The organism is Ralstonia sp. SA306 (assembly GCF_054792405.1).
Map to the genome: position 1 here is coordinate 1,697,986 of NZ_CP096452.1, position 23,227 is coordinate 1,721,212.

Sequence of the window (23,227 nt, forward strand, 5' to 3'; positions counted from 1 at the left end):
GCATCAACGCCCCCATGAATACGCAATCCCACCAGCTCAGCATGACCGTGCTGATGACGCCCGACATGGCCAATTTTTCCGGCAACGTACACGGCGGCCACATCCTCAAGTTTCTCGATCAGGTTGCGTATGCGTGCGCGAGCCGCTACGCCGGCCGCTACGTCGTGACGCTGTCGGTGGACCAAGTGGTGTTTCGCCAGCCAATTCATGTGGGTGAACTGGTGACGTTCCTCGCGTCGGTCAACTACACCGGCCGCACGTCGATGGAAATCGGTATCAAGGTTGTGACGGAGAATATCCGCAACCAGGTCGTGCGCCACACCAACAGCTGCTACTTCACGATGGTGGCGGTGGATGACGAAGGCAAACCGGCCGACGTGCCGCCGCTGGCGCCCGCCAACACCGAAGAAAAGGAACGCTTCGAAGCCGCGCAGCAGCGCCGCACGCTGCGTCAGGAAATGGAAGCACGGCACAAGGCAATCAAGGCAACCTACAGCACGGCAGTTTCGAGCAACTGAGCTGCCTGCCTACGCAGTCAGCAAAGGACTGCGAACCGCGTGGTATCGCGATCGGGCATCGTTATCCACAGGCTTACCCACCGATTCTGTGGATAACGCGCGGCGCAGTGTTGCGCAAACGCGCCAGACCTCCACGCGACTCAGGGCAGAGGAAGTCCGTGCAGAAACGCCAGCACGGCGTCGTTGAACAACGCCGGCCGCTGCAATGGCGCGAAATGGCTCACGCCGGGCAGCAACACAAATTGCGCATCAGGAATGGTCCGCGCGAGATACTGCGCGTGCTCGGGCCGAATGAACTCGTCGTGTTCGCTCTGAGCGATGGTTACCGGCACACGGGTCCCCGCCAACGCTTCGGCTGTTGCATTCGGCTGCGTCTGCATCATTTCAGTGACGGCCGCGACAAATGCATCGAAGTCGCTAGGTGTGGATGAGAGCGCGGTGTAATCCTTTCGGTGGCGATCGAAACAGCGGTCGACAACGGGCGTGGGCGAAAAGGGCTTGGTGCCGCTTGGGTCCATGTTGCAGCCGAAGAAGAACACGCCGGCGGCGCGTTCCGGCGTCTGCATGGCCAGGGTGAGCGCAACGCAAGCACCGTCGCTCCAGCCGATGAACGCCGCACGGTCGATGTGCAGCGCATCCATGACGGCCCGCACGTCAGAAGCCATGCGCGTGTAGGCGTAAGGCTGTGCGTCGCGTGTGCTGCGGCCGTGCCCACGGCTATCAATGACGATTGGGCGGTAGCCCGCCCTCATGAGTGTCGGAACCTGATACCCCCAATTGCCGCTATGGCCAAGCCCGCCATGCAGCAGGATCACAGGTGTGCCGGCGCCGAAGGTCGCATACCAGATGCGGGCACCGTCGTGCTCGACATGGCCTTGCTCAACGGCGGCCGGCAGCGGTCCAGCACCGTGGGCGGCAAAGCGCGTCAGATCGTCGTCGAAGGCATCCATGTCGATCAGGTATCAGCTCGCATAGCCCAGCCCCGACTACCGCGCCTCTTCGATCTGGATACCGAGTTCATTGAGCACCTCACGCGCCGAACGAAACGCCTCGACGGCCGCCGGCGCGCCGGCATAGATGGCGCTATGCAGCAGCACTTCGCGAATCTCCACCGCCGTTGCGCCGTTGTTGATCGCGCCGCGCACGTGGCCCTTCAGTTCAGTGCTGCGGCCGAGCGCGGCCAGCATCGCGCACGTGCACAGGCTGCGCGTCTTGAGGTCGATGCCGTCACGCTGCCACGTGCTGCCCCAGGCGTGCTCGTTGAGCCAATCCTGCAGCGGTGCCGAGAAGGCATCCAATCCGCTCATCGCACGTTCAACAAATGCGTCGCCCATCACCTGCGCGCGGCGTGCGTGCCCGGCCTGCTTGTCTTGTTCCGACACGATGCCCTCCTCCGTTTTGAAAAACCAGGTCGATCAGGCTGGCTTGACCATCAACATCATCAGCGCCGTACCCAGCAGCACAACGCAGAACGCCAGCCGCAAACGCCGCGCTGAAAACCGATACGCCAGGGCCACACCCCACGACACGCTCACGACACCGCCGGCCGCCAGCGGAATGCCCGTACCCCAATCCACATGGCCTGCATGCGCGTACGTGGCAAGTGCGATCAGCGAGCCCGGCACCACCAGTGCGAGCGCCATGCCCTGGGCGCGTGTCTGCGGCATGCCGAAGAACGTCACCAGCGCCGGCACCACCACCAGCCCACCGCCCACCGTGAAGATGCCCGACATTGCGCCGCTGGCGATGCCCATCAATGGCAGCGCGGCGGCCGGCATGGCATGTGGGGCAGCGTGCGCGGCATTACCGGCATTCGGTTTCTCTTTGAGCTGCGAGGCAAAGTACACCGCCAGCACGATCAGGAACACAGCAAACGCCGTATGCAGCAGATGGGCGTCCAGCCCCGCCGCAAAGCGCGCAGCAACGTAGGTGGCCGCCATCGAGAACACGCAGATCAGCGCGACGGAGCGCAGATGCACCGGATGCCGCTGGTGATACCGCCAGAAGCCGATCAACACATTGGGCGCAATCATCACCAGCGCAGTGCCCTGTGCAAGGTGCTGGTCCAGCCCGTAGAGATAACCGAGCACAGGAATCGCGATGAGCCCCCCGCCAATGCCGAGCAAGCCGCCCGCTACGCCAAGCCCCATACCGAGCAGCAAATTGATCAGGCCCGTAAGAACCGCGTGAGACGTCATGCCGACAAGAAGAAGAAAGCAGAAAGAAACGCGGCGGCGCGCTGTATCTGCTACAGCGCGCCGCCGGAGATGAATGTGAAATTGTAGCGCTTGCCGCGCCGGGCAAGGTCTAGGCGAGATGCGCAGCGAAGCCTGATTTCTCGGGAGCGATCTCGGCCCGCAGCGTAAGCGCCGGGATCTCGTATTCACCGGCATTCTGCTGGCGGAAAGGGATCGGCGCGGCGGTGAACAAGGTGTCGAGTCGTTCGCCCAGCGCCTGGGTGGTCTGCGTAAAGCGTGCCTCGTCCATGCGGCCGGTGCGGTAGCTCACGAATGGCGGCACCACATCAAAACCGGGGTAGTACAGGATGCCGTGCTGGATCGGGAACAAGATGTCGTCGACCGGGCCGTTGATGCCGCGCGGGCTGTAGTGGGACTCCCAGCCGCCCGTGGTGACGATGAGCATGGCGCGTTTTCCGGCGAGCTTACCTTCGCCATAGCGGTCGCCCCAATGGGTGTCGGAGTGCTCGCCAACGCCGTAGGCAAAGCCGTACGCATAGACGCGCTCAACCCATCCCTTGAGGATGGCCGGCATCGAAAACCACCACAACGGAAACTGCAGGATCACGGCGTCGGCCCATTGCAGTTTGGCTTGTTCGGCAGCAATGTCGTCGGCTTGCAGGCCGTTCTCGAACGCGTGCTTGGAATCGAGCGACGGGTGGAAATGCGGACCGATCGGCCCGACGGTGCTGTCGCTCGCATCGAGCGCGGCCTTCCATTGCATGGCGTACAAGTCCGATACCTGCACGGTGTGGCCGGCCGCTTCGAGGCGCTGGACGGCAAAGTCCTTGAGGGCGCCGTTGAGCGACTTGGGTTCGGGATGGGCGTAGACGATCAGGACATTCATGGTGGCAACTCCAAATAAGGAATAGCTCCAGAATGCGGTGCGCCCAGGTATATTGGAAATGAATTATCAATATTCCAGGCATAGCCATGAATAATCTCAGGCGGTTGGACCTGAACCTGCTGGTGACACTCGATGTGCTGCTGACCGAGCACAACGTCACGCGTGCAGCGGAGCGGCTGAACTTCTCGCAGCCTTCCGTGAGCGTGCATCTGGCCAAGTTGCGCGACATCTTTGGTGATCCGCTGCTACTGCCGGGCCCGCGCGGCATGCGCCCAACCGCGCGCGCTGAAAGCTTGCGCGAACCGCTGCGGCTGGCGCTGGAAGCGCTGGAACAGGCCGTCGCGCCCGCCAGCCCGTTCGACCCGGCCCGAGCCACTAACACCTGGCGCGTGGCCGCCACGGATTACGGCGAATCCACGATCGCGCTGCCGGCGCTGAACACCCTGCGCACAAGCGCGCCGGGCACACGGCTCGCCATGCTGGAACTGGTGCCCACGCGTATCGAGAAGCAAGCCGAGCAAGGGGAGATCGATCTCGCGTTCCACACCACAGACGGCGCACCACCCGGCCTGCGCCGTCGTGCGCTATTCACTGAGCGCTATGTGCTGATCGGCCGCGCTGGACACCCGCGCCTGAAACGCAAGCCGACGCTGGCGCAGTTCTGCATGCTGGATCACGTGATCGTGTCGCCCGATGGCGGTGGCTTCTTCGGCGTGACAGACGAAGCCCTGAAGGCGGCCGGTGCCGCCCGGCGCGTGGTGCTGTCGGTCCCGCACTTCCTTTTTGTGATGACCGCGGTCGCCAGCACTGACATGGTTGCCATGCTGCCCGAGCGGCTGGTGCGCGGGGCCAGTGCGCTACAGGTGGTTGAGCCGCCGGTGGACGTGCCCGGGTATGAGATGTCGATGCTGTGGCATGAGCGCATGCATCGAGACCCAGGGCACCAGTGGCTGCGAGACGTGATTGCGGGAGCGGTCTAACCGGCCGCCCCCAACGCCATCATGGAAAAAACTACAGCCCGACCTTGGGTGCAGTGAAGATCAGACGCAGCCCGAGCGCGCCGATCGCCACGGCCGCCACGCGATCGACCCAGGTCTTGGCACGCAGGTACATCTCAGGCGGCACTCGGCTCGAAAAACACAGCGCGACGATGGTGTACCACCCGAACTCGACCAGGAACACCAGCGGCGGCAGCACGAAGTAGCACCACACCGGCGGATGCTGCGGCAGCAGCGCAGCAAAGATACTGCCGTACCAGATGGCCGTCTTGGGATTGCTCATCTGCGTGGTGATGCCGGTCCAGAACGACTTGCGCGCGCTGCCGGCTTGCTGCGTCAGGCGATCGTCCATCACCATGGGCAGCTTGGCGCCGCGCCAGATCTTCCACGCCATGTAGGTCAGATACGCGCCGCCGGCAATCTTGAGGCCGATGTAGAGCCACTCCACGGCTTGCAGCAACGTATAAAGCCCCGCCAGCGCCAGGCCACCGAAGAACAGGGCGCCCGCGCCCATGCCAAGTGCAGTGGCCAGGCCGTCGCGGCGCGATAACCCGATGGCATTGCGCGCCACCAGAACAAAACTCGGCCCGGGAATCATGGCGCCCAGCAACAGCGCAACGAGAATGGCAAATACGGCGGCAGATGCAGTCATCGGGAGTCTCCTTTTGTGGGCGCAGACGTTCACAGATGCAGACCGCGATTCTGCCACGCCGACGGGGCCAGCGTCGGCCTGGGCGGCAAGGCAGCGGCGGCACCTCTGCCGCCACCCGCCCTGCCCCTACTTGCACTGCTGCTTGTTGATCGACACGTCATTCAAGTCGGCGGCGGTGTATAGCGCCGGCACGTTAGGGTCGCCGGCACCCGTCATTGCCGCGTTCAGGATCGCCAAGGCCTGGAGGTGGCCAGCCTCGCCGCTTGAAAAGCGCTGCTGCGCCGATTTCGATGCGCCGTACATGCCGTTGCACAGGAGCGCCTTGCGGAAGATTTCCAAAACCGCGATCCGTGCAGAGTACGTCTCGCGCCGTTCGGCCGCTGTGGCGGGCGCGTGGTTGATCTTGGCGTAATGATTGGCGCACTGCGTGCCGAGAATCGGGTACGCATCCTTGATGCCTTCGCATGTTGCGACGGTCGCGGGCGGCGCAGCCAACGCGGCCGTGGCCACCAGCGAGGCGATCAGGGACACCACCGCCAACAGCACGATACGGATGACAAGCACATTCGAGCGGATGTTCATTGCAGGTTCTCCTCAGTCAGATACGTGGACAAAAAACACAGCGGCAACCGGTAGCGCTGCGTGGACTGACGATACGGGCGGGCTCTGCGGCGGCGGAATGCACCAGAGGTTCTGGCGCAAGTCAGGGGAAACGCGGCATGGGAGGAATGGCGACCAGACGCCCGTGCTTCACTGACGTCGACGGTTGATTGCCATGGCAGCGCGCAACGTGGGGTCCCGACAACGCTTCATGCGGCGGCCGGCGCGTTTGCGCAATCTCCGTTTGCCGGCCTGGCGCGGCCCCGGTAGAGTCTTTCCCCAATGGGTTCACACCCAGAGGTCTGGGCAAAACCGGAGTGATCCGGCGACGCAAAGCTACAGGGACTTCTCTAGACGAAGTCAGCCAGTTGCCCGCCAACCCACAAAGGGGTGCGGGCCTGATGTCACACGCAACAAACTGCGTGGTCGGGGGCACATAATGAAAACGATACAAACGGGGGGGCGTTTGCCCGCATCCGCCACGGTGGCCGTGGCATCGCAACTGGGCAACGCGAAGCGCAGGTTCGCGCGCGCAGCATGTGCGGCGTTCGCGCTTGTGTCCGGCGCGCTGATGGGTGCACCGCATGCCAGCGCTGAAGGGCTGCTGGTGCCGTCCTACATCTATCCGTCGGGCACGGGAGCCACGCAGTGGAATGCGCTGGCCACGGCGGCAACGTCGGTACCGACGACGGTCATCCTCAACCCGAACAGCGGCCCGGGCACGACACAGGACGCCAACTACGTTGCCGCCGTCGCCAAAGTGCATGCCGCTGGCGGCAAGGTGATCGGATATGTGTCCAGTTCATACGCAAACCGATCGTTGTCGGCGGTGGTGCAAGACATCAACACCTACCAGGCGCTGTATCAGGTCGACGGCTTCTTCATCGACGAGATGACCGCCGACAGCACAACCGCACACATCCAGTTCTACCAATCGGTCTACAACTACATCAAGGGGCTGTCGCCCAACTACACGGTCACGGGCAACCCGGGCACCAATGTGCCGGAGATCTATGCCAGCCTGCCGGTGGCAGACCAGCTCGTCGTGTTTGAAGACAGCGCCAAGCACTACGCCAACTATGCGCCCCTGGCGTGGCAGGCCAGCTATCCGACCGCCCGGTTTGCGCACATCGTCTACGCTGCGTCGGCCACGCAAATGCAAACCTTCGTTCGCAACGCGTCGAGCAAGGGCGCTTCCACCGTGTTCATCACAAACAAGACGCTGCCAAATCCGTACGGCGCGCTGCCGACTTACTGGAGCCAGGAGGTGTCCGCCGTAGCGGTTGCCCCGTGACGGCGCTGGCATGACGCACTCCGCATGTGCGGGCTGATGCTCCGCACATGCTTTATATTCGGGCCACACTGCATCGACCCTTCGCCGCCCGCCGGCGTTGAGGCAACAACAAGGAGAACTCCGTGGCCCTCTCTTCCAACAAGCTGCCCCCCTGGACAATCGCTGCTCCGCTGCTGGCGTGGGTGGTCCTGGTTGGCGGCGCGTTCATGACGCCCCCCGGGTGGCTGATCGCGCTGATGGCGCTTGCGCTGGCCGGCGCCGTCTTTGCCGCCGTTCACCATGCCGAAGTCGTCGCGCACAAGGTGGGCGAGCCCTTCGGCACGCTCGTCCTGGCGATTGCCGTGACCGTGATCGAAGTCGCGCTGATCGTTTCGGTGATGCTCTCTTCCGGTCCGGAGAAAGCGGGATTGGCGCGCGACACCGTGTTTGCCGCGGTCATGCTCATTTGCAACGGAATCGTGGGCGCTTGCCTCTTCGTGGGCGGCCTGCGCCACCGCGAGCAAGCCTTCCAGGCGCCGGGCGCCACCGCCGCGCTGGCCGTGCTGGCTGCGCTGGTCACGCTGACCATGGTGCTACCCAACTACACGAGTTCCACGCCGGGGCCTGTCATGACCTCGTCGCAGCTGGGCTTTGCCGGGGTGACATCGCTGGTGCTGTACGGCTGCTTCGTCATCGTGCAGACCATCCGCCACCGCGACTACTTTCTCGTCGACAACGCTAACGAAGACGTACACGCCCCGCCGCCGCCCGCACGCGTGGCAGCGCTCAGCGGGGTCTTGCTGATGGTGTCGCTGGTGGCCGTCGTCGGTCTGGCCAAGGTGCTTTCGCCTTCTGTGGAAGCGGCCATCCTGAATGCCGGGGCGCCGCCCGCGACGGTCGGCATCGTCATCGCCGCGCTGGTGCTGTTGCCGGAATGCCTGGCCGCCCTGCGCGCCGCCAATGCAGACCGCATCCAGACCAGCCTGAACCTCGCACTAGGCTCGGCGCTGGCGAGTATCGGCCTGACCATCCCGACGGTGGCGGCCGTGTTCATCTGGATCGGCCGCCCGCTCGAACTGGGTCTGGGCCCGAAGGAAATGGTCCTGCTGTTCCTGACGCTGATCGTGTCGTCGCTCACGCTCGGCAAGGGCCGCACGACCATCCTGCAAGGGGTCGTGCATCTGGCCATCTTTGCGTCGTATCTGTTTCTCTCGATCGTGCCCTGAGCGGCACGCACGGTAGCGGGTCGAGGTTTGGGGGCGCCGCCGGGCGCCCTTTGTTTTTTGAGCGCAATGCCCGGCGTTATTGCACCGGCTCCATGCTCTGCAGCAACGTGGGAATCAGCTCCGACACCGTCGGGTGAATATGCATGGCGCGGCTGATGGTCGTGTAAGGCGCCTTGGCATACATCACGTCGAGGATCGAATGCACTGCCTCGTCGCCACCCACACCGAGGAGCGACGCACCCAGAATCTCGTGCGTCTGCGCATCGACCACCACGCGCATGAAGCCCTGGCTCTCCCCCTTCTCCACCGCACGGCCGACGCGTGTCATGGGGCGGTTGCCCACCAGCAGCTTGCGACCCGATTGCTTCGCTTCCGAAAGCGACATGCCGACGCGCGCAAGCGGCGGGTCGATGTACATGGCGTAGGCCTGGATGCGGTCCGACACCTTGCGCGGGTCGCGGTCGAGCAGATTGGCGGCCACGATCTCGTAGTCGTTGTAAGCCGTGTGCGTGAACGCGCCGCGACCGTTGCAATCGCCCATGGCCCAGATGCCGGGTACGTTGGTGCGCAACTGCTCGTCCACGCGGATATTGCCGCGCTTGTCGATTTCCACGCCGGCCTTGTCGAGCCCAAGATCGTCGGTATTGGGCACGCGCCCGACCGCCATCAGCAGATGCGAGCCCGACACCTCGCGTGCGCCGCTGCTGCAGTCCAGGCCAACCACCACGTTGGCGCCGTCACGCCGCACGCTCAGGCAATCGGCGTTGACCTGCACGTCGATGCCCTCGGCTTCAAGAATTTCGCGTACCGCCTGCGATACGTCTTCGTCTTCGCGGGCAATCAGGCGCGGCCCTTTCTCGACAATCGTCACGCGCGCACCGAAGCGGCGAAACATCTGGCCGAACTCCAGCCCGACGTAACTTCCCCCAATCACGACGAGGTGCTCGGGCAGAAAATCCACGTCCATCATGGTGGAGTTGGTGAGAAACGGCACCTGATCGAGCCCTGGCATTGGTGGCACCAACGCCCGGCCGCCCACGTTGATGAAGATGCGTTCGGCTTCTAGCAGTGCGTCGCCAACGCGCACGGTGCGCGCGCTCTCGAAGCGGGCGTGGCCCTGAAAAACGGTGCCGTGCTCCAGGCCCCGCACCCATTGTTCGACGCCATGGCTGGAGTGGCCGGAAATTTCATCCTTGCGTGCCTTGACGCGCTGCATGTCGACGGTGACGCCGCCGTTGATCACCACGCCGTATTCAGCCGCACGCTGCGCCATGCGCGCCGCATAGGCGCTGGCCACCATCGCTTTCGTGGGAATACAGCCGGTGTTGACACACGTGCCGCCAAAGCGGCCGCGCTCGATGATAGCCACCTTCATGCCCGCGCCGGACAAGCGCGCCGCCAGCGGCGGGCCGGCCTGTCCGGTGCCGATGATGATGGCGTCGAAGCGTTGCGTCATGGCGCTCTCCTTCGTGTGCGGGCCAATCGCGGCCGTCTCGGTATGGTAGGCGGCGCACGTGGCAACGGCGAGTCGCGGCGACAGGTTTTACCGACGCAGCGGGCGACGCACGCGGACAGCGCCGTCGCGGGAAGGAAAGCAAGAAAGCGGCCGTGGCGCTCAGTGGCGAGCGCAACGGCGCATCAGATCAATGGTGGTGATGGTGTTTGCCGTGGCGACGGTAGCCGCGGCCGCGGTCATCGCGGTCGGAATACGAATTGCGCTGTACGTTGCCGCCGAGTGCCGCACCGGCGCCGCCACCCAGGCCCGCGCCAACGATGCCGCCCGTACGGCCGCCCATGGCATTGCCCGCAGCCGCACCCACGCCGCCGCCCAGCGCACCGCCCACGATGGCGCCCTTGCGCTCCCGGCCGTTGGCCGTCAATGCGCCGCCGGCGCCGCCGCCAACAGCACCGCCGATGACCGAGCCAGTCTGCCCGCCCAGCGCGCCGCCCACGGCCGCCCCGCCTGCGCCACCCAGCGCGCCGCCCAGCGCATTGCGCAAGTCATCCGCCGCAGCGGGCAAAGCCGTCAGGCCGGCGAGTGTTGCCACAATCAGGGCAGGTGCAATTTTCTTCAACATGGTGTTCTCCTATGCGCAAATGCAGGATACGGCACTCAAACCAGCACTGAGAGGCCGGTCCGGGCTTGATGAGTTCGGGGCGAAGAATACAAGTCACGCAACGGGGCGGGTTAAACACATTCGTCAATCTCGTAACAGAATGTTGCCAATCCGAGCCCGCCCCTAAGCCATTAATAAGACAGACAGAACAGGAGAACCCATGCCCAGCTACATCGCCTTCCTGCGCGCCGTGAACGTGGGCGGCACCGGAAAACTGCCCATGGCCGAACTGCGCGCGATATGTGAATCGATCGGCCTGACCGGCGTACGCACCTACATTGCGAGCGGCAACGTGGTCTTTCAGAGCCGGCTGGCGGAAGCGACCGTCAAGGCGAAGCTGGAACGCTGCCTGGAGGATTACGCCGGCAAACCCGTGGGCGTGCTCGTGCGCACGGGCGCGGAATTGGCGGCGGTGCTGGAAAACAATCCCTTCAAGACCGCCGCGCCCAACCGGACGGTCGCCATCTTTCTGGATACGCCGCCGCCGGCCGATGCATTGGCCGCCGCCACCGGCTGCCGGACGGAAGAGATGGCCCTGGGCACGCGCGAAATCTACGTGCACTACGGCGACGGCATGGCCGATTCCAAACTGAAGATCCCCGCCGCCAAGACGGGGACGGCCCGCAACATGAACACCATCGCCACACTGGTCGACTGGGCAGCCGACTAGCGCCGGTCATTTCGCTGCTGATTTGCGCTTGGTCATGTGGTGCAAGTACGCCAGCAGATCGTTGAGTTGCGCATCGGACAGCGTTTTCTCGTCGATGGCCGACATGCGGGCGTTGGGCCACCAGCGCAGCGATTGCGGATCGCGGATCAGGTGGCGCAGCTTCTCGTCGCCCAGGTATTCCACCGGGCTGTACGGCACGTTCAGGTCGGGGCCAAGGTTGGCATCGCCGGCGCGGTTGAGCGTGTGGCACGAAAAGCAGACGCGCTGGAACGTGGCGAAACCGCGCATGACAGGGCCATCTGCGGGCAACCCCGCCGCGGGGCGGATGGCCGCAAAGCGCTCGCCGGGCAGCGCGGCAATGTCGATGCGCACGATGCTGTAAGTCCACAGGCTTTCATTCACCACCGATGCCTTGGCCGGCGGCGCCGTCCAGATCAGGCGGAACGGGCCGATGTCTTGGCCCTTGAGCGTCGGCCACGGCGAGGCCGGGTCTTCCACGGCCAGCCACGCGCGCGGGCCGTCGGCGCGATCCCCCAGCAGCAGGCGCATCGGCAAGTGCGAAACGTAGCCGTCGCTGGCGGCGGTGGTGGCGCTGGCATCCGGGCTGACAGTCTGCCCACGGAACAGCTCCGTCACCGGGATCGCCTTGAAGGTCAGGCGGCGCTTCAGGTTCTGGTCTTCCACCGTCACGCTGGTCAGGTGCGGATCGTGCAGCAATGCATCGCGCGACAACGTGCGGTGCTGCGTGCCGATGTTGACAGTCAGCGTCGTGCCGTCAGCGGTGTCGGCAGCATGGGCGACGCTGCCGAACGCTGCGCATGCGCAGAGCGCCCATGCGGCCGTCGTTGCAAGCCAGTTCTTCATGAGGTCTCCTGTGGACAAATTGGGCCATTTCGTTGCGACGAGAGTGTAGGCAAGCGCACGAGGTTTGGCACGGTTTTCGTTATCGATACCGCTGTGCTTCCACGCGCTGCCTGACAGTCTGCAGCGCGGCATCGAGCCGGTCGAGCACGACGGAGCCCAATGCCAGCCGCAGCGCGTGCGGCACCTGCTTTGACGTTGCGAACGGCTCCGCGGTCGACACGGAGATGCCATCTTCCTGCAGCGCCACGGCCACGCGGTCGGCGCAGACCTCGGGCGGCAGCGCCAGCCAGACAAAGTACGACGCAGGATGCGTGACCAGCGTCAGGCCAACCAGCGCCTTGCGGGCAATCGTCTGGCGCCCGTCGGCGAGAAAGAAGCCTACGTGGAAAACGCCCTGCGCAACCTGCGGCCTCACCTGCCTGGCTGATCGCGGGTGCGTTGGCCAGCCGATAGACTGGACGGCCCCTTCACGCATCGCAGACACGCGATCAGGAGTCACTTCTTGAACACGCTGACGACACTGAAGACGCTGGCCCTTCCCGTTGCCGTTGCGCTGCTGGCACACAGCACCGGGGCGTTCGCAGCCGAAAGCCTGGCCAATGGCGTCAAGCGCCGCGCACCGCAGGGCATTTCCACCAAGCTCTATGCCTGCGTCGACAAGGCACCGGACAATCCGGACGCAATCGGCGCATGTCTCTCCGCAGAAAAGACCGCGCAGGACGAGCGCCTGAACCGCGCGTACCAAACGCTCTCGAGCAAATTGAACGGCAAGGCGAAAGACGCCCTGGCGAGTTCCGAGCAGGCGTGGCAGGATTTTCACACCAGAACGGCCGCCCTTGAGACCGCCATCTACGGCAAGGACAAGCTCGACGATCTGCAGCGCCTGGAGAACGAAGTCTTCCGCCTGAGCGAACGCGCCAACGCACTCGACAAGTATCTGGCCGCGAAGGGGCAATAACCGCTCAGGCCCAGGCGGTCGTCGACAGCCAGTTGCGCAGGATGGCCACGCTGTAGCGTGAATCCACCTGTGCGATGAACTGCGCGAAGTCCACACTGGCCGCGTCATCCGCGCGGTCGGAAATCGTGCGGATGGCGGCAAACGGCACGCCCCATTCGTGGCACACCTGCGCCACGGCGGCGCCCTCCATCTCCACAGCCAGGGCGTCCGGCAATGCCGTACGCAACACGGCGCTCTCGGCCGAGGTGCAGACAAAGCGGTCCCCGCTGACGATGAGCCCACGATGCACCTGTGGCGCCGCAATTCCGAAGGCCCGCATGACATCTGGACCCAGCAGCGCGTGCGGGTCGGCCAGCACAGCGCCAGCGCTTTCCAGCAGCCCGCCGGCGAGCGACACGTCGGCAGGAAAACGCGCCATGCCGGTCAACGGAATCTCCCAGCGCGGAAACAGCGGCGAGGCATCGACATCGTGCTGCAGCAATTCTTCCGACACCACGACGTCGCCCACAGCCACGCCCGGTGCCAATGCGCCGGCCACGCCAGCAAACACCACGGCGCGTACGTTGAACTGCGTGATCAGCACTGCGGTGGTGGACGCCGCTGCCACCTTGCCGACGCGCGACAGCACCACAACGACCGCGTGGCCGTCCAACTCGCCCGTCCAGAAATCGCGGCTGCCGATGTGGATGCACTGCGCGTCGGACAGCCACGTCAGCAGTTCGTTGATCTCTTCATGCAGGGCAGCAACGATGCCAATCGGGCCACGGGCGTTGGGCTGGGAAGACGGAGTGTTCATGCAGGATGCGGCGCCGGCTTGGGGCGTGGATACGTCGAAAGACGCCATTGTCGCCGCAATCCGGCGCGCGCCGGCGCCGTGGCTCAGAGGCGCTGCGCCGCCCGTTGCACGGCGTCGTGGCGATCCGCACGCAAACGATCGAGCCGCGACGTCACCGCTTCGAGAATCTCCGGTGCTGCGCGCTCGGGGCGGCCGCAATCGAAGGGCGGCGCGGGAGCGTATTCGATACCGAGCTGCACGGCCTGCGCGTGTTCGACACCGGCAATGTCCGCCATGACCGTCAGCGCCATGTCGATGCCGGCCGTCACGCCACCGCCGGTGATGAGGTTGCCGTCACGCACCACACGGGCTTCGTCCAACGTGGCGCCAAACGCCGACAGCAGGTTGCGCCACGCCCAGTGGCAGCCCGCGCGCTTGCCCCGCAGCAACCCTGCCGCGCCCAACACCAGAGAGCCAGTGCAGACTGAAGTGACATAGCGCGCGCCGTCGGCCAGGCGCCGGACTTCGCGCACAAACTCGGCGTCTTCCATGGCTTCGATCACGCCAAAACCGCCGGGCACGCAGATGAGATCGGCATGCGGAATATCCACCAGCCGCTGCACGTTCGAGATGGTGAGGCCACCGTCGGCGTGAATCTCTCCGCCGGCCGCCGAGGCGACCACGCATTGCGCGCCGGGCAACCGCCAGAACACTTCGTGCGGGCCGGTGAAATCAAGCTGGGTGACACGGTTGTACAGCGCAAAGACAACGATGAACGGGGAAGTCGTCATGGTTCAGCTCTCCTGAGAGTGATGCGGTGGCGGGTTGACGCTTCACAGGATCGCGCTCTATCGTGTTGGCAGCAATGACCAGTCTCCCACTTTTTCTGCCATGGCCCATCGCATCGCTGTGCTCATCTTTCCGGACTTCCAACTGCTCGACGCCGCCGGGCCGGTGGCGGCATTTGAAGTGGCCAGCCGATATCGGGACGATCACTACGCGCTGCGCATGATTGCCGCCCAGGCCGGCCTCGTCCGCAGTTCTTCCGGTGTGCGCTGGGATGCCGACGCCCTGCCCCCGGCCAGCCAGGTCGACACGCTGCTCATTGCCGGCGGCGACGGCGTGGACGCCGCCATGGCCGATGCGCGCACGCGCCGCTTTGTACAGCGCTGCGCAGCGCGCGGCGCACGCGTGGCCAGCGTGTGTTCGGGCAGCCTGCTGCTGGCCGCCACGGGCTTGTTGAACGGCCGGCGCGCCACCACCCACTGGAGCCGCACCGAGCAGTTCGCACGCACGTTCACGCAAGTGCAGCTCGAACCCGACCACATTTACGTGAACGACGGCCCGATCTGGACGAGCGCCGGCATCAGCGCCGGCATCGACTTGGCGCTTGCCCTCATCGCCGAAGACCTGGGCGAGCGCCTGGCACGCGCGGTGGCACGGCAGCTTGTCGTGTACTACCGGCGGCCCGGAGGTCAGTCGCAGTTTTCAGCGCTGAATGAGATGGATTCGGCACGCGGCCGATTCAAACCGCTGCTGGATCATGTGCGCCGCAACCTGAGTGCACCGCATCGCGTAGGCGATCTGGCCGAGCACGCCTGCATGAGCCCGCGCCATTTCGCACGCGCGTTTCAAGTCGAAACGGGTCTCACTCCTGCAAAGGCCGTGGAAAAACTGCGCGTGGAGGCAGCCCGCGCCGCACTGGAAAGCGGTGCGGTTTCCATGCAGCGCGTTGCTACCGAGTGCGGTTTTGGCGATACCGAACGCATGCGGCGCAGTTTTCAGCGCCTGTTGGGCGTGCCGCCATCTTCCCTGCGCGACCGGTAACACCATTTAACCCGCGTCGCTCCGCCATTCGCCCGTCTTGGGCCCGAACTTTGCGTCCGCACCCCGACGCCGCCCGACACCAACAAGAGGGGGCCGAAACAAGGAACGTAAGGAACCAAGGAGGAGACGCGTATGGACACTCGGGAAATGCTGGCCATCGTGGGAGTTACGCTGGCCGTGATTACAGCCTATTCGCTTGCCCGCGATCTGACGGACGAGCCGCTGGGCCTGCTAGCGCCGCAAAGTGGCCTTGTGCACGTGCAAGCGCAGGTGAATGCGCCGCATCAGTGACGCGCATCGCGCAAACGCCACCGCACCTCCCTGACCGAATGGCCGCGGCGCCTAGTGGAAGACATCGCCCGCGCGGCTCGCAACAATGACCATCCGCATTGGCATCTCTGGGTGGCGCCATGAAGGGTGGCGCGGCGTGTTCGATCCGGAAGATCTGGCACAGCGCCGCGAGCTGGAATATGCATCGCGCCGGTTCGACACCATCGAGATCAACGGATCGCACTACTCGCCGCAATCGATCACGAGCCGGCAGGCCTGGCATGACACCGCGCCCGACGGCTTCGTTTTTGCGGTCAAAGGACCGCGTTACCTGACTCACATGCTGCGCTTTCGTGACGAGACGGCGGTGCCGGCGCTGGCCAACTTCTTCGCTTCCGGGGTGCTGGCGCTGCGGCCCGTGCCTGAGCGCTACCGCGTTCAGCCCGCTTTCGCCCGCTGGCGCTTCGTCTCCTTGACGGCCGTCGGGTGGACGACCGCCGTATCCTCCGGAGCCAGCGCTCGCCCATCCTGCGCGCGGAGTTCAAGTCGCGGCACCGGCTTACCCGTTGCCTTCTCAACCAGCACAACGTGCGCCTCATCGGGCCCAAAGCAGAACGCTTCGCCCCATTGCCGCAGCGCCACCAGCAGCGGAAACAGCGCACGCCCTTTCTCGGTCAGCACGTAGTCCTGATACGCACTGCCGTCAGCCGCCGGCACCGTCTCGAGAATGTCGTGCGCCACAAGGTTGCGCAGCCGCACCGCCAGGATGTTCTTTGACAGCCCGAGACTGCGCTGAAACTCTCCAAAGCGGCGCAGCCCGTCAAACGCATCGCGAACGATCAGCAACGACCACCAGTCGCCAATGGCGTCCAGGGGCCTGGCAACGCCGCAAAGAGAATCCGCGTGGCTCGTACGTTTGACCATCTTTATCGCGCATACCGTGCGCCCTCACATTCAATGTGGTTGCAATATAAAACCCACTCGGTTATCCCGCAACGGGCGCATTGCGCAACAACTTACATGAGGACGAGGCAACGCATGTGCCAACTGCTACCCCCAGCGTTTCCAGCCCTTATTCGCGTGGTGCTGACAGGGCGGCCTGACCGAGCCTGACCTCCGCCACCAGCCCACCACCCTCGCGGTTGCGCAACGTAAGCCCGCCGCCTGCGGCCACTGCCAGCTGCAGGGCAATCGCCAGGCCCAGCCCCGTGCCGCCCGTCTCTCGGCTGCGCGAATTCTCCAGCCGCACAAACGGCTGCAGCACGGCATCGAGCTTGTCTTCGGGAATACCGGGCCCGCGGTCGCGCACTTCGATCACCACGGCTTCGCCGTCGCGGCGCACATCGACTTCCGCCGCGCCGCCAAACTTGATGGCGTTGTCGGCGAGGTTGGTCAGCACGCGGCGCAGCGCGTGGGGGCGCGTGACGATGGCGCCGGCGGCGTGCTGCTCCAGCGTGACGGGCTTCCCGGTGTCCTGGTAGTCGTACACCAGGCTTTCGACAAACGACCCGACGTCGATGCGCGAAGGCTTTTCACCATCACCATGCGCACTGCGCGCATAGGCCAGGCCCTCCCGCACGAGCGTTTCAATCTCGGCCAGATCGCTCAACAGCTTGCGCTTCTCTTCAGAGTCTTCCGCCATTTCAGCGCGCAGCTTCATGCGCGTGATGGGTGTCTGCAAGTCATGCGAAATGGCGGCCAGAATCTGCACACGCTCTTCAACAAAGCGGGCAATGCGCTGGCGCATGGCATTGAAGGCGTGTGCAGCACGCGCCAGTTCGGTGGGGCCGGTCTCGTCCAGCGGCGGCGTCTGCGCATTGGGGTTGAGCGCATCGGCAGCGTCGGCCAATGCCACCAGCGGGCGGATCGACAATCGCACCGCAAACCAGCAGCACACGATCAGCAACAGCAATTGCACCACCAGCACATACGGCAGCCACTGCGCGATGGGCGTCATGCGCGGGTGCACGTCAATGGTGAGCGTGCTGCCGTCGCTTAGCGTGAGGTGCGCCTGCAGTTGCTTGTCGTCGCCCGGTATTGACTCCACTGTCACGGGAAAACGGCCGCCGCTGGCCTCGCTGATGCGCGCGGCGATGTCCTTGCCGCGCTGCGTCATCTCGGGCACGCCCGGCGAACCTGGGCCGAGGATGTACTGATAGTTGCCGCGGTTCAGGCGCGCCAACCACTGCGGGCGCTCGTCCGCAGGCAGGCGGTCAAGGATGGCGATGGCCGTGGACACATCCGTCTCAAGCGTACCCAGCATGACCTCCCGCGCGCTCATGTAGCGCTCGGAAAACAGTACGGCAAACGACAGCGCATACGCCACCACCAGCCCCGCCAGCAGGATCACGAACAGGCGTGAGCCCAGCGTGCGCGGCCATGCCCAGGCACGCGCGCTCGTTGCTGTGTTCATTGGCGCGGCTCCTTGATCTCCACCGGCTTGGCAAAGACATAGCCCTCGCTGCGCACGGTCTTGATGTACGCCGGATCGCGCGCATCGTCATTCAGGCGCTGGCGCAGGCGGCTGACCAGCAGGTCGACGGATCGCTCGAACATCTCGGCCTCGCGGCCCTGCGTGAGGTTGAGCAGTTGATCGCGGTTGAAGACGCGCATCGGGTGGTCGACAAACACGCGCAGCAGGCGGTATTCCGCACCGCTCAGGGCGACGATGGTGCCCTCGGCATCGATCAGGTGGCGCGCGGTGGTATCGAGGTGCCAATCGCCAAAGGCCAGCATCTGCCCCGCTTCGGAAATCTGCAGGTTGGGTGGCAGCATGCGCGTGCGGCGCAGCACGGCCTTGATGCGGGCCAGCAGCTCGCGTGCAGCAAACGGCTTGGCCACGTAATCGTCAGCGCCCATTTCCAGGCCGATGATGCGGTCGGTCTCGTCGTCGCGCGCGGTGAGCATCAGCACGGGCGTGGCCTTGTGCTTGCCAGCGCGCAGCTCGCGACACAGCACAAGGCCGTCGTCGCCGGGCAGCATCAGGTCGAGCACGATCAGGTCGACGGTGTTGGCCTCCAGAAACGCACGCATGTGGCGCCCATCGGGCGAGGCAGTCACACGCAGCCCGTTCTTGGTGAGATAGGTCGAAACGAGTTCGCGGATCTCGCGGTCATCATCGACGATCAGGATGTGGTCGACGTGGGCGTCCATGGGGGTGACCTCGGCACGATGGAAGGTGGAAGGAAGGCGCTATTTTGCGCCTCTCGGTGTGACGCAGCGGGCCCGTGTTGTATCGGAATGCATCTGGCGGACGCGTTTGTACAGTCCGATACAAAGTCGCCCCTGCGGTGATACAAGCCAGCTACGCGCGCGGCGTCTGATGGAGGCAATCCCGATCCCTTGCGGAGGAATGTCGATCATGAGCCTGCTGATACTCGCCTACCTGGGCGGTGCGCTGACCATCCTGAGTCCGTGCATCCTGCCCGTCCTGCCGTTTGTGTTGAGCCGCACCGGCCAGCCCTTTATGCGCGGCAAGCTGCCAATGCTCGCCGGCATGGCGTTCACCTTTGCCGGCTTTGCCACGCTGCTTTCAGCCGGCGGTGCGTGGGCAGTGCGCGCCAACGAGGTCGGCCGGTTTGCGGCGCTTGCGCTGCTGGCGGTGTTCGGGCTGTCGCTGCTGTGGCCCAGGCTGGCCGATCTGATGGCACGGCCCGCCGTGGCGCTGGGCAACCGGCTGGCTGGGCAAGCGGTGACGGGCGGCACGGCGGCCGAGCCTTCGGTGGCGGGCTCGCTGCTGCTGGGCGTAGCCACGGGGATGCTGTGGGCGCCCTGCGCCGGGCCGATCCTCGGCTTGGTGCTGACCGGCGTGGCGCTCAACGGCGCGAGCGTGTCCGGCGCGTTGGCCCTGACGGCCTACGCCGCGGGCGCGGCCACATCGCTGGCGGCGGCGCTGGGGCTGGGCGGGCGTGTATTTGCCGCCATGAAGCGCTCCATGGGCCTGGGCGAATGGGCGCGTCGCATCATGGGCGCAAGCGTGCTGGGCGGCGTAGCACTCATCGGGCTGGGGGCAGATACCGGCCTGCTGGCGCGCCTGTCTTCCGGCAGCACCACGCAGCTTGAACAGGCGCTGATGAACGGGCTGGGCGGGCTGAGCGGCCTAGGCGTAAGCCGCCCTGCACCACAGGCGAGCCTGAACGTGGTCTCCGAAGCCAACGCTGCACCCGTGGCCCTGCCCAGCGGCTTGCCCGTGGAGGGCCGCATGGCGTCGTTTGACGGCGCGGTGCAGTGGCTCAATTCCGCACCGCTCACAGGCGACCAACTGCGTGGCAAGGTCACGCTCGTCTATTTCTGGACGTACTCGTGCATCAACTGCATCCGCACGCTGCCTTACCTGCGCGCGTGGGCCGACAAGTACAAGGACCAGGGCCTGACCGTGGTGGGCGTACACACGCCGGAATTCGCCTTCGAAAAGTCACCCGAGAACGTCGCCCGCGCCGTCAGCGGCTTCCGCGTCAACTTTCCGGTGGCCATCGACAGTAACTACCGCATCTGGAACGCCTTCCACAACAGCTACTGGCCGGCCGCGTACTTTGTCGATGCCCAGGGCAACATCCGGCACCACCAGTTTGGCGAGGGCGATTACGCCGCCTCTGAACGCGTCATCCAGGCTCTGCTGGCCGAGGCCGGCAACAAGCAGGTGGCAGGCGGCGTGGTCGCGCCCGATGGCCCCGGGGCGCAGGCTGCACCAGACCTGGACAACGTCCGCTCGCCGGAAACGTACGTCGGTTATGCCCAAGCCGCACGCTTTGCATCGCCGGGCGGTGTGCAGATCGGCACGTCGCACGCATACAGCGTCGGCAAGCTCGGCCTGAACGACTGGGGCTTGTCTGGCCAATGGACGATCGATGCCGAGCAAGCCACGCTCGACCGCGCCGACGGCAGCATCGTCTACCGATTCCACGCGCGTGATCTGCACCTCGTGCTCGGGCCTGCTGCTGACGGCCGCGCCGTGCGCTTCACCGTCAGGATCGACGGCAAGGCCCCCGGCAACAGCCATGGCGCCGATACCGATGCCCACGGCAACGGCGCCATCACCCAAACGCGCCTCTACCAGCTCGTCCGCCAGGCCGGCACGGTGGGCGAGCACACGTTCGAGATCCGCTTTCTTGATGCGGGGGCACATGCCTACGCCTTCACCTTCGGTTGATGCCGCCGCCAACGCCGCTATGCGCGCGGCGTTTTTGTACGCGTTTGTATCCAGCCGCGACAGAGATACACGCCCAGACAGAAAGGCCCTTCCGCGCTACTTCGGGGATACGTCAGCCCTCTTTAATACGTCTCGTGGCCCCGGCAACAAGCCAACAACGCAAATCCAACCCCCAGTCTTTCCCCTTCATCAAAAGGAGATCACCATGACCCGCATCGAAAACGTTCTGTACACCGCCAAGGTCAACGTCACCGGCGGCCGCGACGGCCAGGCCCACAGCGACGACGACCGCCTGAGCCTGAAGCTGTCGCCCCCGGGCAGCAGCGGCCGCGGCACGAACCCCGAGCAACTGTTTGCCGCGGGCTGGTCGGCCTGCTTTATCGGCGCAATGGGCCGCGCGGCCAGCCAGATGAAGATCAAGCTGCCGGCCGACCTGTCGCTGAACACCGAAGTCGACCTGGGCACTACCGACGATGCGTTCTTCCTGCAAGCACGCCTGAACGTGAGCCTGCCCGGCCTGGACCGCGAAGTTGCGCAGGCCGTGGTGGAAGCGGCTCACCAGATCTGCCCGTATTCGAAGGCTACGCGCGGCAATATCCACGTCGAGCTGAACCTGGTCTGACGCTTCGCATGGCCCGCCGCCAGCGGCTGGCGGGCCCTCACCAGCAATCTTTCAGGGAACCCACATCATGCGCACGACCCTCCGCGCCGCCCTTGCGGCACTCACCATCGGCGCCGTCTACTTTGTCGGGACTGGCGCGCCCGCCTTCAGCCAGACCGCCGCGACCGGCGCGGCGGCACCCGAATTCACCGGCATCAATCAGTGGCTGAATTCGCAGCCGCTGTCGATGAAGGACCTGCGCGGCAAGGTCGTGCTGGTGGATTTCTGGACGTACTCGTGCATCAACTGCCTCAACACGCTGCCGCACGTGAAGCAGTGGTACGACAAATACAAGGATCAAGGCCTGGTCGTGGTGGGCGTGCACACGCCGGAATACGCGTTCGAAAAATCGACCGCCAACGTGCAGGAAGCGCTCAAGCGCCTGGACGTGCGCTACCCGGTCGCGCAGGACAACAGCTATGCAACGTGGTCGGCCTTCCACAACCAGTTCTGGCCGGCGCTGTACCTGATCGATACCGATGGGCGCATCGTCTATCAGCACTTTGGCGAAGGCCGCTACGCCGAGACGGAAGCCGCCATCCAGAAGCTGCTGGCAGACCGCAAGCCGCAGAAGCCTGCGTGATGAGGCTGCGGGAGAAGTCCCGCCCCGACGGCGCTTAAGAACGCCAGCGGGCGGGGCGTTTTTCCAGGAAGGCGTCGATGCCCTCGCCCGCGTCTTCTTCCATCATGTTGCGTGCCATGACATCGCCTGCGTAAGCATAGGCATCGGCAAGCGGCATCTGCCGTTGCCGATAGAACATCGCCTTGCCGTAACGGATGGCGACGGGGCTCTTCGAGACGATGTCCGCCACCTTGCGAGCGACCACATCATCCAGCTCGGCAGCCGGCACGGCCTCGTTGATGAGGCCCCAGTCAGCGGCCGTAGCCGCATCGATAAAGCGGCCCGTCACCAGCATGTCGAACGCGCGCTTCGCAAGCACGTTGCGCGACAGCGCCACCGCAGGCGTCGAACAGAACAGGCCGACGTTGATGCCTGACACTGCAAACCGCGCCGCATCCGAGGCGATGGCGAGGTCACAACTGCCGACCAACTGGCAACCCGCAGCGGTTGCCACGCCATGCACGCGTGCGATGACCGGCACCGGCAGCGCCTGAATCGCCTGCATCACCACACTGCATCGCGCAAACAGCGCCTGGTAATACGCAAGCTCGGGCGTGCCGCGCATTTCACGCAGGTCGTGTCCGGCGCAGAAGGCCTTGCCCTCGGCGCCGAGCACCACGCAGCGCACCGCCGCATCTCGCGCAATGTCGTCCAACGCGCGCTGCAGCGCATCAAGCATGGCTTCTGATAACGCGTTGAACTGCAGGGGCCGATTCAGCCGCAGGGTGACAACGCCGTCGCGGTCATCGCGCAGGACGGGTGCCTCGGTGGCGGTGTTGGTGGTGGGGTGAGGTTGCATGCGCACTCCTTTGCAGGCTGGTGCCCTGGGGTGGGCACCAGTCTATCTCTGCTGGATGCGTGCCGCACTCAGGCGTAGCCAGTAGCTGCCGGCTGGCTGTCGGCCACCACCCCGGGCCGGCGCGCCAGACCTGAAAGGCCTACCCCTTCGCCGCTTTGACATTG

Annotated in this window: 27 protein-coding genes, 1 pseudogene and 1 riboswitch; of the genes and pseudogenes, 12 read left to right on the forward strand and 16 right to left on the reverse strand. The window is 65.1% G+C overall.

Annotated features, from left to right (window positions below):
• Positions 1–14 precede the first annotated feature (14 nt).
• Positions 15–518 (forward strand): acyl-CoA thioesterase, encoded by a 504-nt coding sequence (locus tag M1D44_RS24135; protein WP_024978249.1) that lies wholly within the window; start codon positions 15–17, stop codon positions 516–518.
• A gap of 140 nt (positions 519–658) precedes the next feature.
• Here the strand turns inward: M1D44_RS24135 and M1D44_RS24140 are convergent, their stop codons facing one another.
• The 4 genes from M1D44_RS24140 to M1D44_RS24155 all read right to left on the reverse strand — a co-directional run bounded on the left by M1D44_RS24140 (position 659) and on the right by M1D44_RS24155 (position 3,602).
• Positions 659–1,468, reverse strand: a complete 810-nt coding sequence (locus M1D44_RS24140; protein WP_316852616.1) for an alpha/beta fold hydrolase — start codon at positions 1,466–1,468, stop codon at positions 659–661.
• A gap of 36 nt (positions 1,469–1,504) precedes the next feature.
• Positions 1,505–1,900 (reverse strand): carboxymuconolactone decarboxylase family protein, encoded by a 396-nt coding sequence (locus M1D44_RS24145; protein ID WP_316683384.1) that lies wholly within the window; start codon positions 1,898–1,900, stop codon positions 1,505–1,507.
• Between the two features lie 33 nt (positions 1,901–1,933).
• Entirely contained in the window at positions 1,934–2,716 is a 783-nt protein-coding gene (locus M1D44_RS24150) for a sulfite exporter TauE/SafE family protein (RefSeq protein ID WP_112188628.1), read from the reverse strand.
• 109 nt (positions 2,717–2,825) lie between these two features.
• Positions 2,826–3,602 carry an NAD(P)H-dependent oxidoreductase gene (locus M1D44_RS24155; RefSeq protein ID WP_024978245.1) on the reverse strand — a complete coding sequence of 259 codons (777 nt, stop codon included), beginning with the start codon at positions 3,600–3,602 and terminating at the stop codon, positions 2,826–2,828.
• Positions 3,603–3,688: 86 nt separating this feature from the next.
• On the opposite strand from M1D44_RS24155, the gene M1D44_RS24160 reads away from it, so the two are divergent.
• Entirely contained in the window at positions 3,689–4,582 is an 894-nt protein-coding gene (locus M1D44_RS24160; protein WP_112188632.1) for a LysR family transcriptional regulator, read from the forward strand.
• Positions 4,583–4,613: 31 nt separating this feature from the next.
• Here M1D44_RS24160 and M1D44_RS24165 read toward each other — a convergent pair whose 3' ends face one another.
• Together M1D44_RS24165 and M1D44_RS24170 are read right to left on the reverse strand one after the other, a co-directional pair.
• Positions 4,614–5,252, reverse strand: coding sequence for a LysE family translocator (locus M1D44_RS24165; RefSeq protein ID WP_439004442.1), 639 nt, complete (start codon positions 5,250–5,252; stop codon positions 4,614–4,616).
• 126 nt (positions 5,253–5,378) lie between these two features.
• On the reverse strand, positions 5,379–5,834 hold the full coding sequence (locus M1D44_RS24170; RefSeq protein ID WP_024978242.1) for a hypothetical protein: 456 nt from the start codon (positions 5,832–5,834) through the stop codon (positions 5,379–5,381).
• 313 nt (positions 5,835–6,147) lie between these two features.
• A riboswitch (cyclic di-GMP riboswitch) is annotated at positions 6,148–6,228 on the forward strand.
• A 63-nt stretch (positions 6,229–6,291) separates the two neighbouring features.
• Here M1D44_RS24170 and M1D44_RS24175 point away from each other — a divergent pair.
• Positions 6,292–7,146, forward strand: coding sequence for a spherulation-specific family 4 protein (locus tag M1D44_RS24175; RefSeq protein WP_024978241.1), 855 nt, complete (start codon positions 6,292–6,294; stop codon positions 7,144–7,146).
• Positions 7,147–7,268: 122 nt separating this feature from the next.
• Positions 7,269–8,351, forward strand: a complete 1,083-nt coding sequence (locus tag M1D44_RS24180) for a calcium:cation antiporter (RefSeq protein WP_112188634.1) — start codon at positions 7,269–7,271, stop codon at positions 8,349–8,351.
• A gap of 76 nt (positions 8,352–8,427) precedes the next feature.
• On the opposite strand, the gene M1D44_RS24185 is transcribed toward M1D44_RS24180, so the two are convergent.
• A complete protein-coding gene (locus M1D44_RS24185) occupies positions 8,428–9,807 on the reverse strand; it encodes an FAD-containing oxidoreductase (RefSeq protein ID WP_316852617.1) in 1,380 nt (459 codons plus the stop codon).
• Between the two features lie 187 nt (positions 9,808–9,994).
• Positions 9,995–10,429: a hypothetical protein gene (locus M1D44_RS24190; RefSeq protein ID WP_024978238.1), complete on the reverse strand. Its 435-nt coding sequence runs from the start codon at positions 10,427–10,429 to the stop codon at positions 9,995–9,997.
• 199 nt (positions 10,430–10,628) lie between these two features.
• Between M1D44_RS24190 and M1D44_RS24195 the strand changes: the two genes are divergently transcribed.
• The gene (locus M1D44_RS24195) at positions 10,629–11,138 is read left to right on the forward strand and encodes a DUF1697 domain-containing protein (protein WP_316852618.1); all 510 of its coding nucleotides are present in this window, start codon (positions 10,629–10,631) and stop codon (positions 11,136–11,138) included.
• A gap of 6 nt (positions 11,139–11,144) precedes the next feature.
• Here M1D44_RS24195 and M1D44_RS24200 read toward each other — a convergent pair whose 3' ends face one another.
• Positions 11,145–12,002, reverse strand: a complete 858-nt coding sequence (locus tag M1D44_RS24200; RefSeq protein ID WP_316852619.1) for a c-type cytochrome — start codon at positions 12,000–12,002, stop codon at positions 11,145–11,147.
• 79 nt (positions 12,003–12,081) lie between these two features.
• The gene (locus tag M1D44_RS24205; protein WP_162634455.1) at positions 12,082–12,417 is read right to left on the reverse strand and encodes a hypothetical protein; all 336 of its coding nucleotides are present in this window, start codon (positions 12,415–12,417) and stop codon (positions 12,082–12,084) included.
• Positions 12,418–12,504: 87 nt separating this feature from the next.
• Here M1D44_RS24205 and M1D44_RS24210 point away from each other — a divergent pair, with 87 nt between their 5' ends.
• Positions 12,505–12,960, forward strand: coding sequence for a lysozyme inhibitor LprI family protein (locus M1D44_RS24210; protein WP_024978234.1), 456 nt, complete (start codon positions 12,505–12,507; stop codon positions 12,958–12,960).
• A 4-nt stretch (positions 12,961–12,964) separates the two neighbouring features.
• On the opposite strand, the gene M1D44_RS24215 is transcribed toward M1D44_RS24210, so the two are convergent.
• Both M1D44_RS24215 and M1D44_RS24220 read right to left on the reverse strand, forming a co-directional pair.
• On the reverse strand, positions 12,965–13,756 hold the full coding sequence (locus M1D44_RS24215) for a 5'-methylthioadenosine/adenosylhomocysteine nucleosidase (RefSeq protein ID WP_316852620.1): 792 nt from the start codon (positions 13,754–13,756) through the stop codon (positions 12,965–12,967).
• Between the two features lie 83 nt (positions 13,757–13,839).
• Entirely contained in the window at positions 13,840–14,526 is a 687-nt protein-coding gene (locus tag M1D44_RS24220) for a DJ-1/PfpI family protein (RefSeq protein WP_316852621.1), read from the reverse strand.
• Between the two features lie 100 nt (positions 14,527–14,626).
• Here M1D44_RS24220 and M1D44_RS24225 point away from each other — a divergent pair, with 100 nt between their 5' ends.
• The 3 genes and pseudogenes from M1D44_RS24225 to M1D44_RS24235 all read left to right on the forward strand — a co-directional run.
• Positions 14,627–15,562 (forward strand): GlxA family transcriptional regulator, encoded by a 936-nt coding sequence (locus M1D44_RS24225; RefSeq protein WP_024978231.1) that lies wholly within the window; start codon positions 14,627–14,629, stop codon positions 15,560–15,562.
• A gap of 132 nt (positions 15,563–15,694) precedes the next feature.
• Positions 15,695–15,853: a hypothetical protein gene (locus M1D44_RS24230; RefSeq protein WP_200869058.1), complete on the forward strand. Its 159-nt coding sequence runs from the start codon at positions 15,695–15,697 to the stop codon at positions 15,851–15,853.
• Between the two features lie 85 nt (positions 15,854–15,938).
• Positions 15,939–16,244: pseudogene (locus M1D44_RS24235) on the forward strand (DUF72 domain-containing protein); the annotation flags it as partial.
• A 26-nt stretch (positions 16,245–16,270) separates the two neighbouring features.
• Here M1D44_RS24235 and M1D44_RS24240 read toward each other — a convergent pair.
• The 3 genes from M1D44_RS24240 to M1D44_RS24250 form a co-directional block, all read right to left on the reverse strand.
• Positions 16,271–16,756: a winged helix-turn-helix transcriptional regulator gene (locus M1D44_RS24240; RefSeq protein ID WP_200869057.1), complete on the reverse strand. Its 486-nt coding sequence runs from the start codon at positions 16,754–16,756 to the stop codon at positions 16,271–16,273.
• A gap of 148 nt (positions 16,757–16,904) precedes the next feature.
• Positions 16,905–18,245 carry a sensor histidine kinase gene (locus M1D44_RS24245; RefSeq protein ID WP_316852622.1) on the reverse strand — a complete coding sequence of 447 codons (1,341 nt, stop codon included), beginning with the start codon at positions 18,243–18,245 and terminating at the stop codon, positions 16,905–16,907.
• Positions 18,242–18,985: a response regulator gene (locus tag M1D44_RS24250; protein WP_112188650.1), complete on the reverse strand. Its 744-nt coding sequence runs from the start codon at positions 18,983–18,985 to the stop codon at positions 18,242–18,244. The genes M1D44_RS24245 and M1D44_RS24250 overlap by 4 nt, the downstream gene beginning before the upstream one ends.
• Before the next feature lie 208 nt (positions 18,986–19,193).
• On the opposite strand from M1D44_RS24250, the gene M1D44_RS24255 reads away from it, so the two are divergent.
• From M1D44_RS24255 to M1D44_RS24265, 3 genes are all read left to right on the forward strand, one after another.
• A complete protein-coding gene (locus M1D44_RS24255; protein WP_316852623.1) occupies positions 19,194–20,981 on the forward strand; it encodes a cytochrome c biogenesis protein DipZ in 1,788 nt (595 codons plus the stop codon).
• A 205-nt stretch (positions 20,982–21,186) separates the two neighbouring features.
• Entirely contained in the window at positions 21,187–21,603 is a 417-nt protein-coding gene (locus M1D44_RS24260) for an organic hydroperoxide resistance protein (protein WP_024978226.1), read from the forward strand.
• 67 nt (positions 21,604–21,670) lie between these two features.
• A complete protein-coding gene (locus M1D44_RS24265) occupies positions 21,671–22,225 on the forward strand; it encodes a thioredoxin family protein (RefSeq protein WP_024978225.1) in 555 nt (184 codons plus the stop codon).
• Between the two features lie 34 nt (positions 22,226–22,259).
• On the opposite strand, the gene M1D44_RS24270 is transcribed toward M1D44_RS24265, so the two are convergent.
• Complete coding sequence (locus tag M1D44_RS24270) at positions 22,260–23,063, reverse strand: enoyl-CoA hydratase (RefSeq protein ID WP_024978224.1); 804 nt, start codon at positions 23,061–23,063, stop codon at positions 22,260–22,262.
• Positions 23,064–23,227 lie beyond the last annotated feature (164 nt).

Coding starts and splice junctions, on each gene's coding strand:
- M1D44_RS24135 (WP_024978249.1), top strand. CDS start 15: ATGAATACGCAATCCCACCAGCTCAGCATGACCGTGCTGATGACGCCC.
- M1D44_RS24140 (WP_316852616.1), bottom strand. CDS start 1,468: ATGGATGCCTTCGACGACGATCTGACGCGCTTTGCCGCCCACGGTGCT.
- M1D44_RS24150 (WP_112188628.1), bottom strand. CDS start 2,716: ATGACGTCTCACGCGGTTCTTACGGGCCTGATCAATTTGCTGCTCGGT.
- M1D44_RS24155 (WP_024978245.1), bottom strand. CDS start 3,602: ATGAATGTCCTGATCGTCTACGCCCATCCCGAACCCAAGTCGCTCAAC.
- M1D44_RS24160 (WP_112188632.1), top strand. CDS start 3,689: ATGAATAATCTCAGGCGGTTGGACCTGAACCTGCTGGTGACACTCGAT.
- M1D44_RS24165 (WP_439004442.1), bottom strand. CDS start 5,252: ATGACTGCATCTGCCGCCGTATTTGCCATTCTCGTTGCGCTGTTGCTG.
- M1D44_RS24170 (WP_024978242.1), bottom strand. CDS start 5,834: ATGAACATCCGCTCGAATGTGCTTGTCATCCGTATCGTGCTGTTGGCG.
- M1D44_RS24175 (WP_024978241.1), top strand. CDS start 6,292: ATGAAAACGATACAAACGGGGGGGCGTTTGCCCGCATCCGCCACGGTG.
- M1D44_RS24185 (WP_316852617.1), bottom strand. CDS start 9,807: ATGACGCAACGCTTCGACGCCATCATCATCGGCACCGGACAGGCCGGC.
- M1D44_RS24190 (WP_024978238.1), bottom strand. CDS start 10,429: ATGTTGAAGAAAATTGCACCTGCCCTGATTGTGGCAACACTCGCCGGC.
- M1D44_RS24195 (WP_316852618.1), top strand. CDS start 10,629: ATGCCCAGCTACATCGCCTTCCTGCGCGCCGTGAACGTGGGCGGCACC.
- M1D44_RS24200 (WP_316852619.1), bottom strand. CDS start 12,002: ATGAAGAACTGGCTTGCAACGACGGCCGCATGGGCGCTCTGCGCATGC.
- M1D44_RS24215 (WP_316852620.1), bottom strand. CDS start 13,756: ATGAACACTCCGTCTTCCCAGCCCAACGCCCGTGGCCCGATTGGCATC.
- M1D44_RS24220 (WP_316852621.1), bottom strand. CDS start 14,526: ATGACGACTTCCCCGTTCATCGTTGTCTTTGCGCTGTACAACCGTGTC.
- M1D44_RS24225 (WP_024978231.1), top strand. CDS start 14,627: ATGGCCCATCGCATCGCTGTGCTCATCTTTCCGGACTTCCAACTGCTC.
- M1D44_RS24230 (WP_200869058.1), top strand. CDS start 15,695: ATGGACACTCGGGAAATGCTGGCCATCGTGGGAGTTACGCTGGCCGTG.
- M1D44_RS24240 (WP_200869057.1), bottom strand. CDS start 16,756: ATGGTCAAACGTACGAGCCACGCGGATTCTCTTTGCGGCGTTGCCAGG.
- M1D44_RS24245 (WP_316852622.1), bottom strand. CDS start 18,245: ATGAACACAGCAACGAGCGCGCGTGCCTGGGCATGGCCGCGCACGCTG.
- M1D44_RS24250 (WP_112188650.1), bottom strand. CDS start 18,985: ATGGACGCCCACGTCGACCACATCCTGATCGTCGATGATGACCGCGAG.
- M1D44_RS24255 (WP_316852623.1), top strand. CDS start 19,194: ATGAGCCTGCTGATACTCGCCTACCTGGGCGGTGCGCTGACCATCCTG.
- M1D44_RS24260 (WP_024978226.1), top strand. CDS start 21,187: ATGACCCGCATCGAAAACGTTCTGTACACCGCCAAGGTCAACGTCACC.
- M1D44_RS24265 (WP_024978225.1), top strand. CDS start 21,671: ATGCGCACGACCCTCCGCGCCGCCCTTGCGGCACTCACCATCGGCGCC.
- M1D44_RS24270 (WP_024978224.1), bottom strand. CDS start 23,063: ATGCAACCTCACCCCACCACCAACACCGCCACCGAGGCACCCGTCCTG.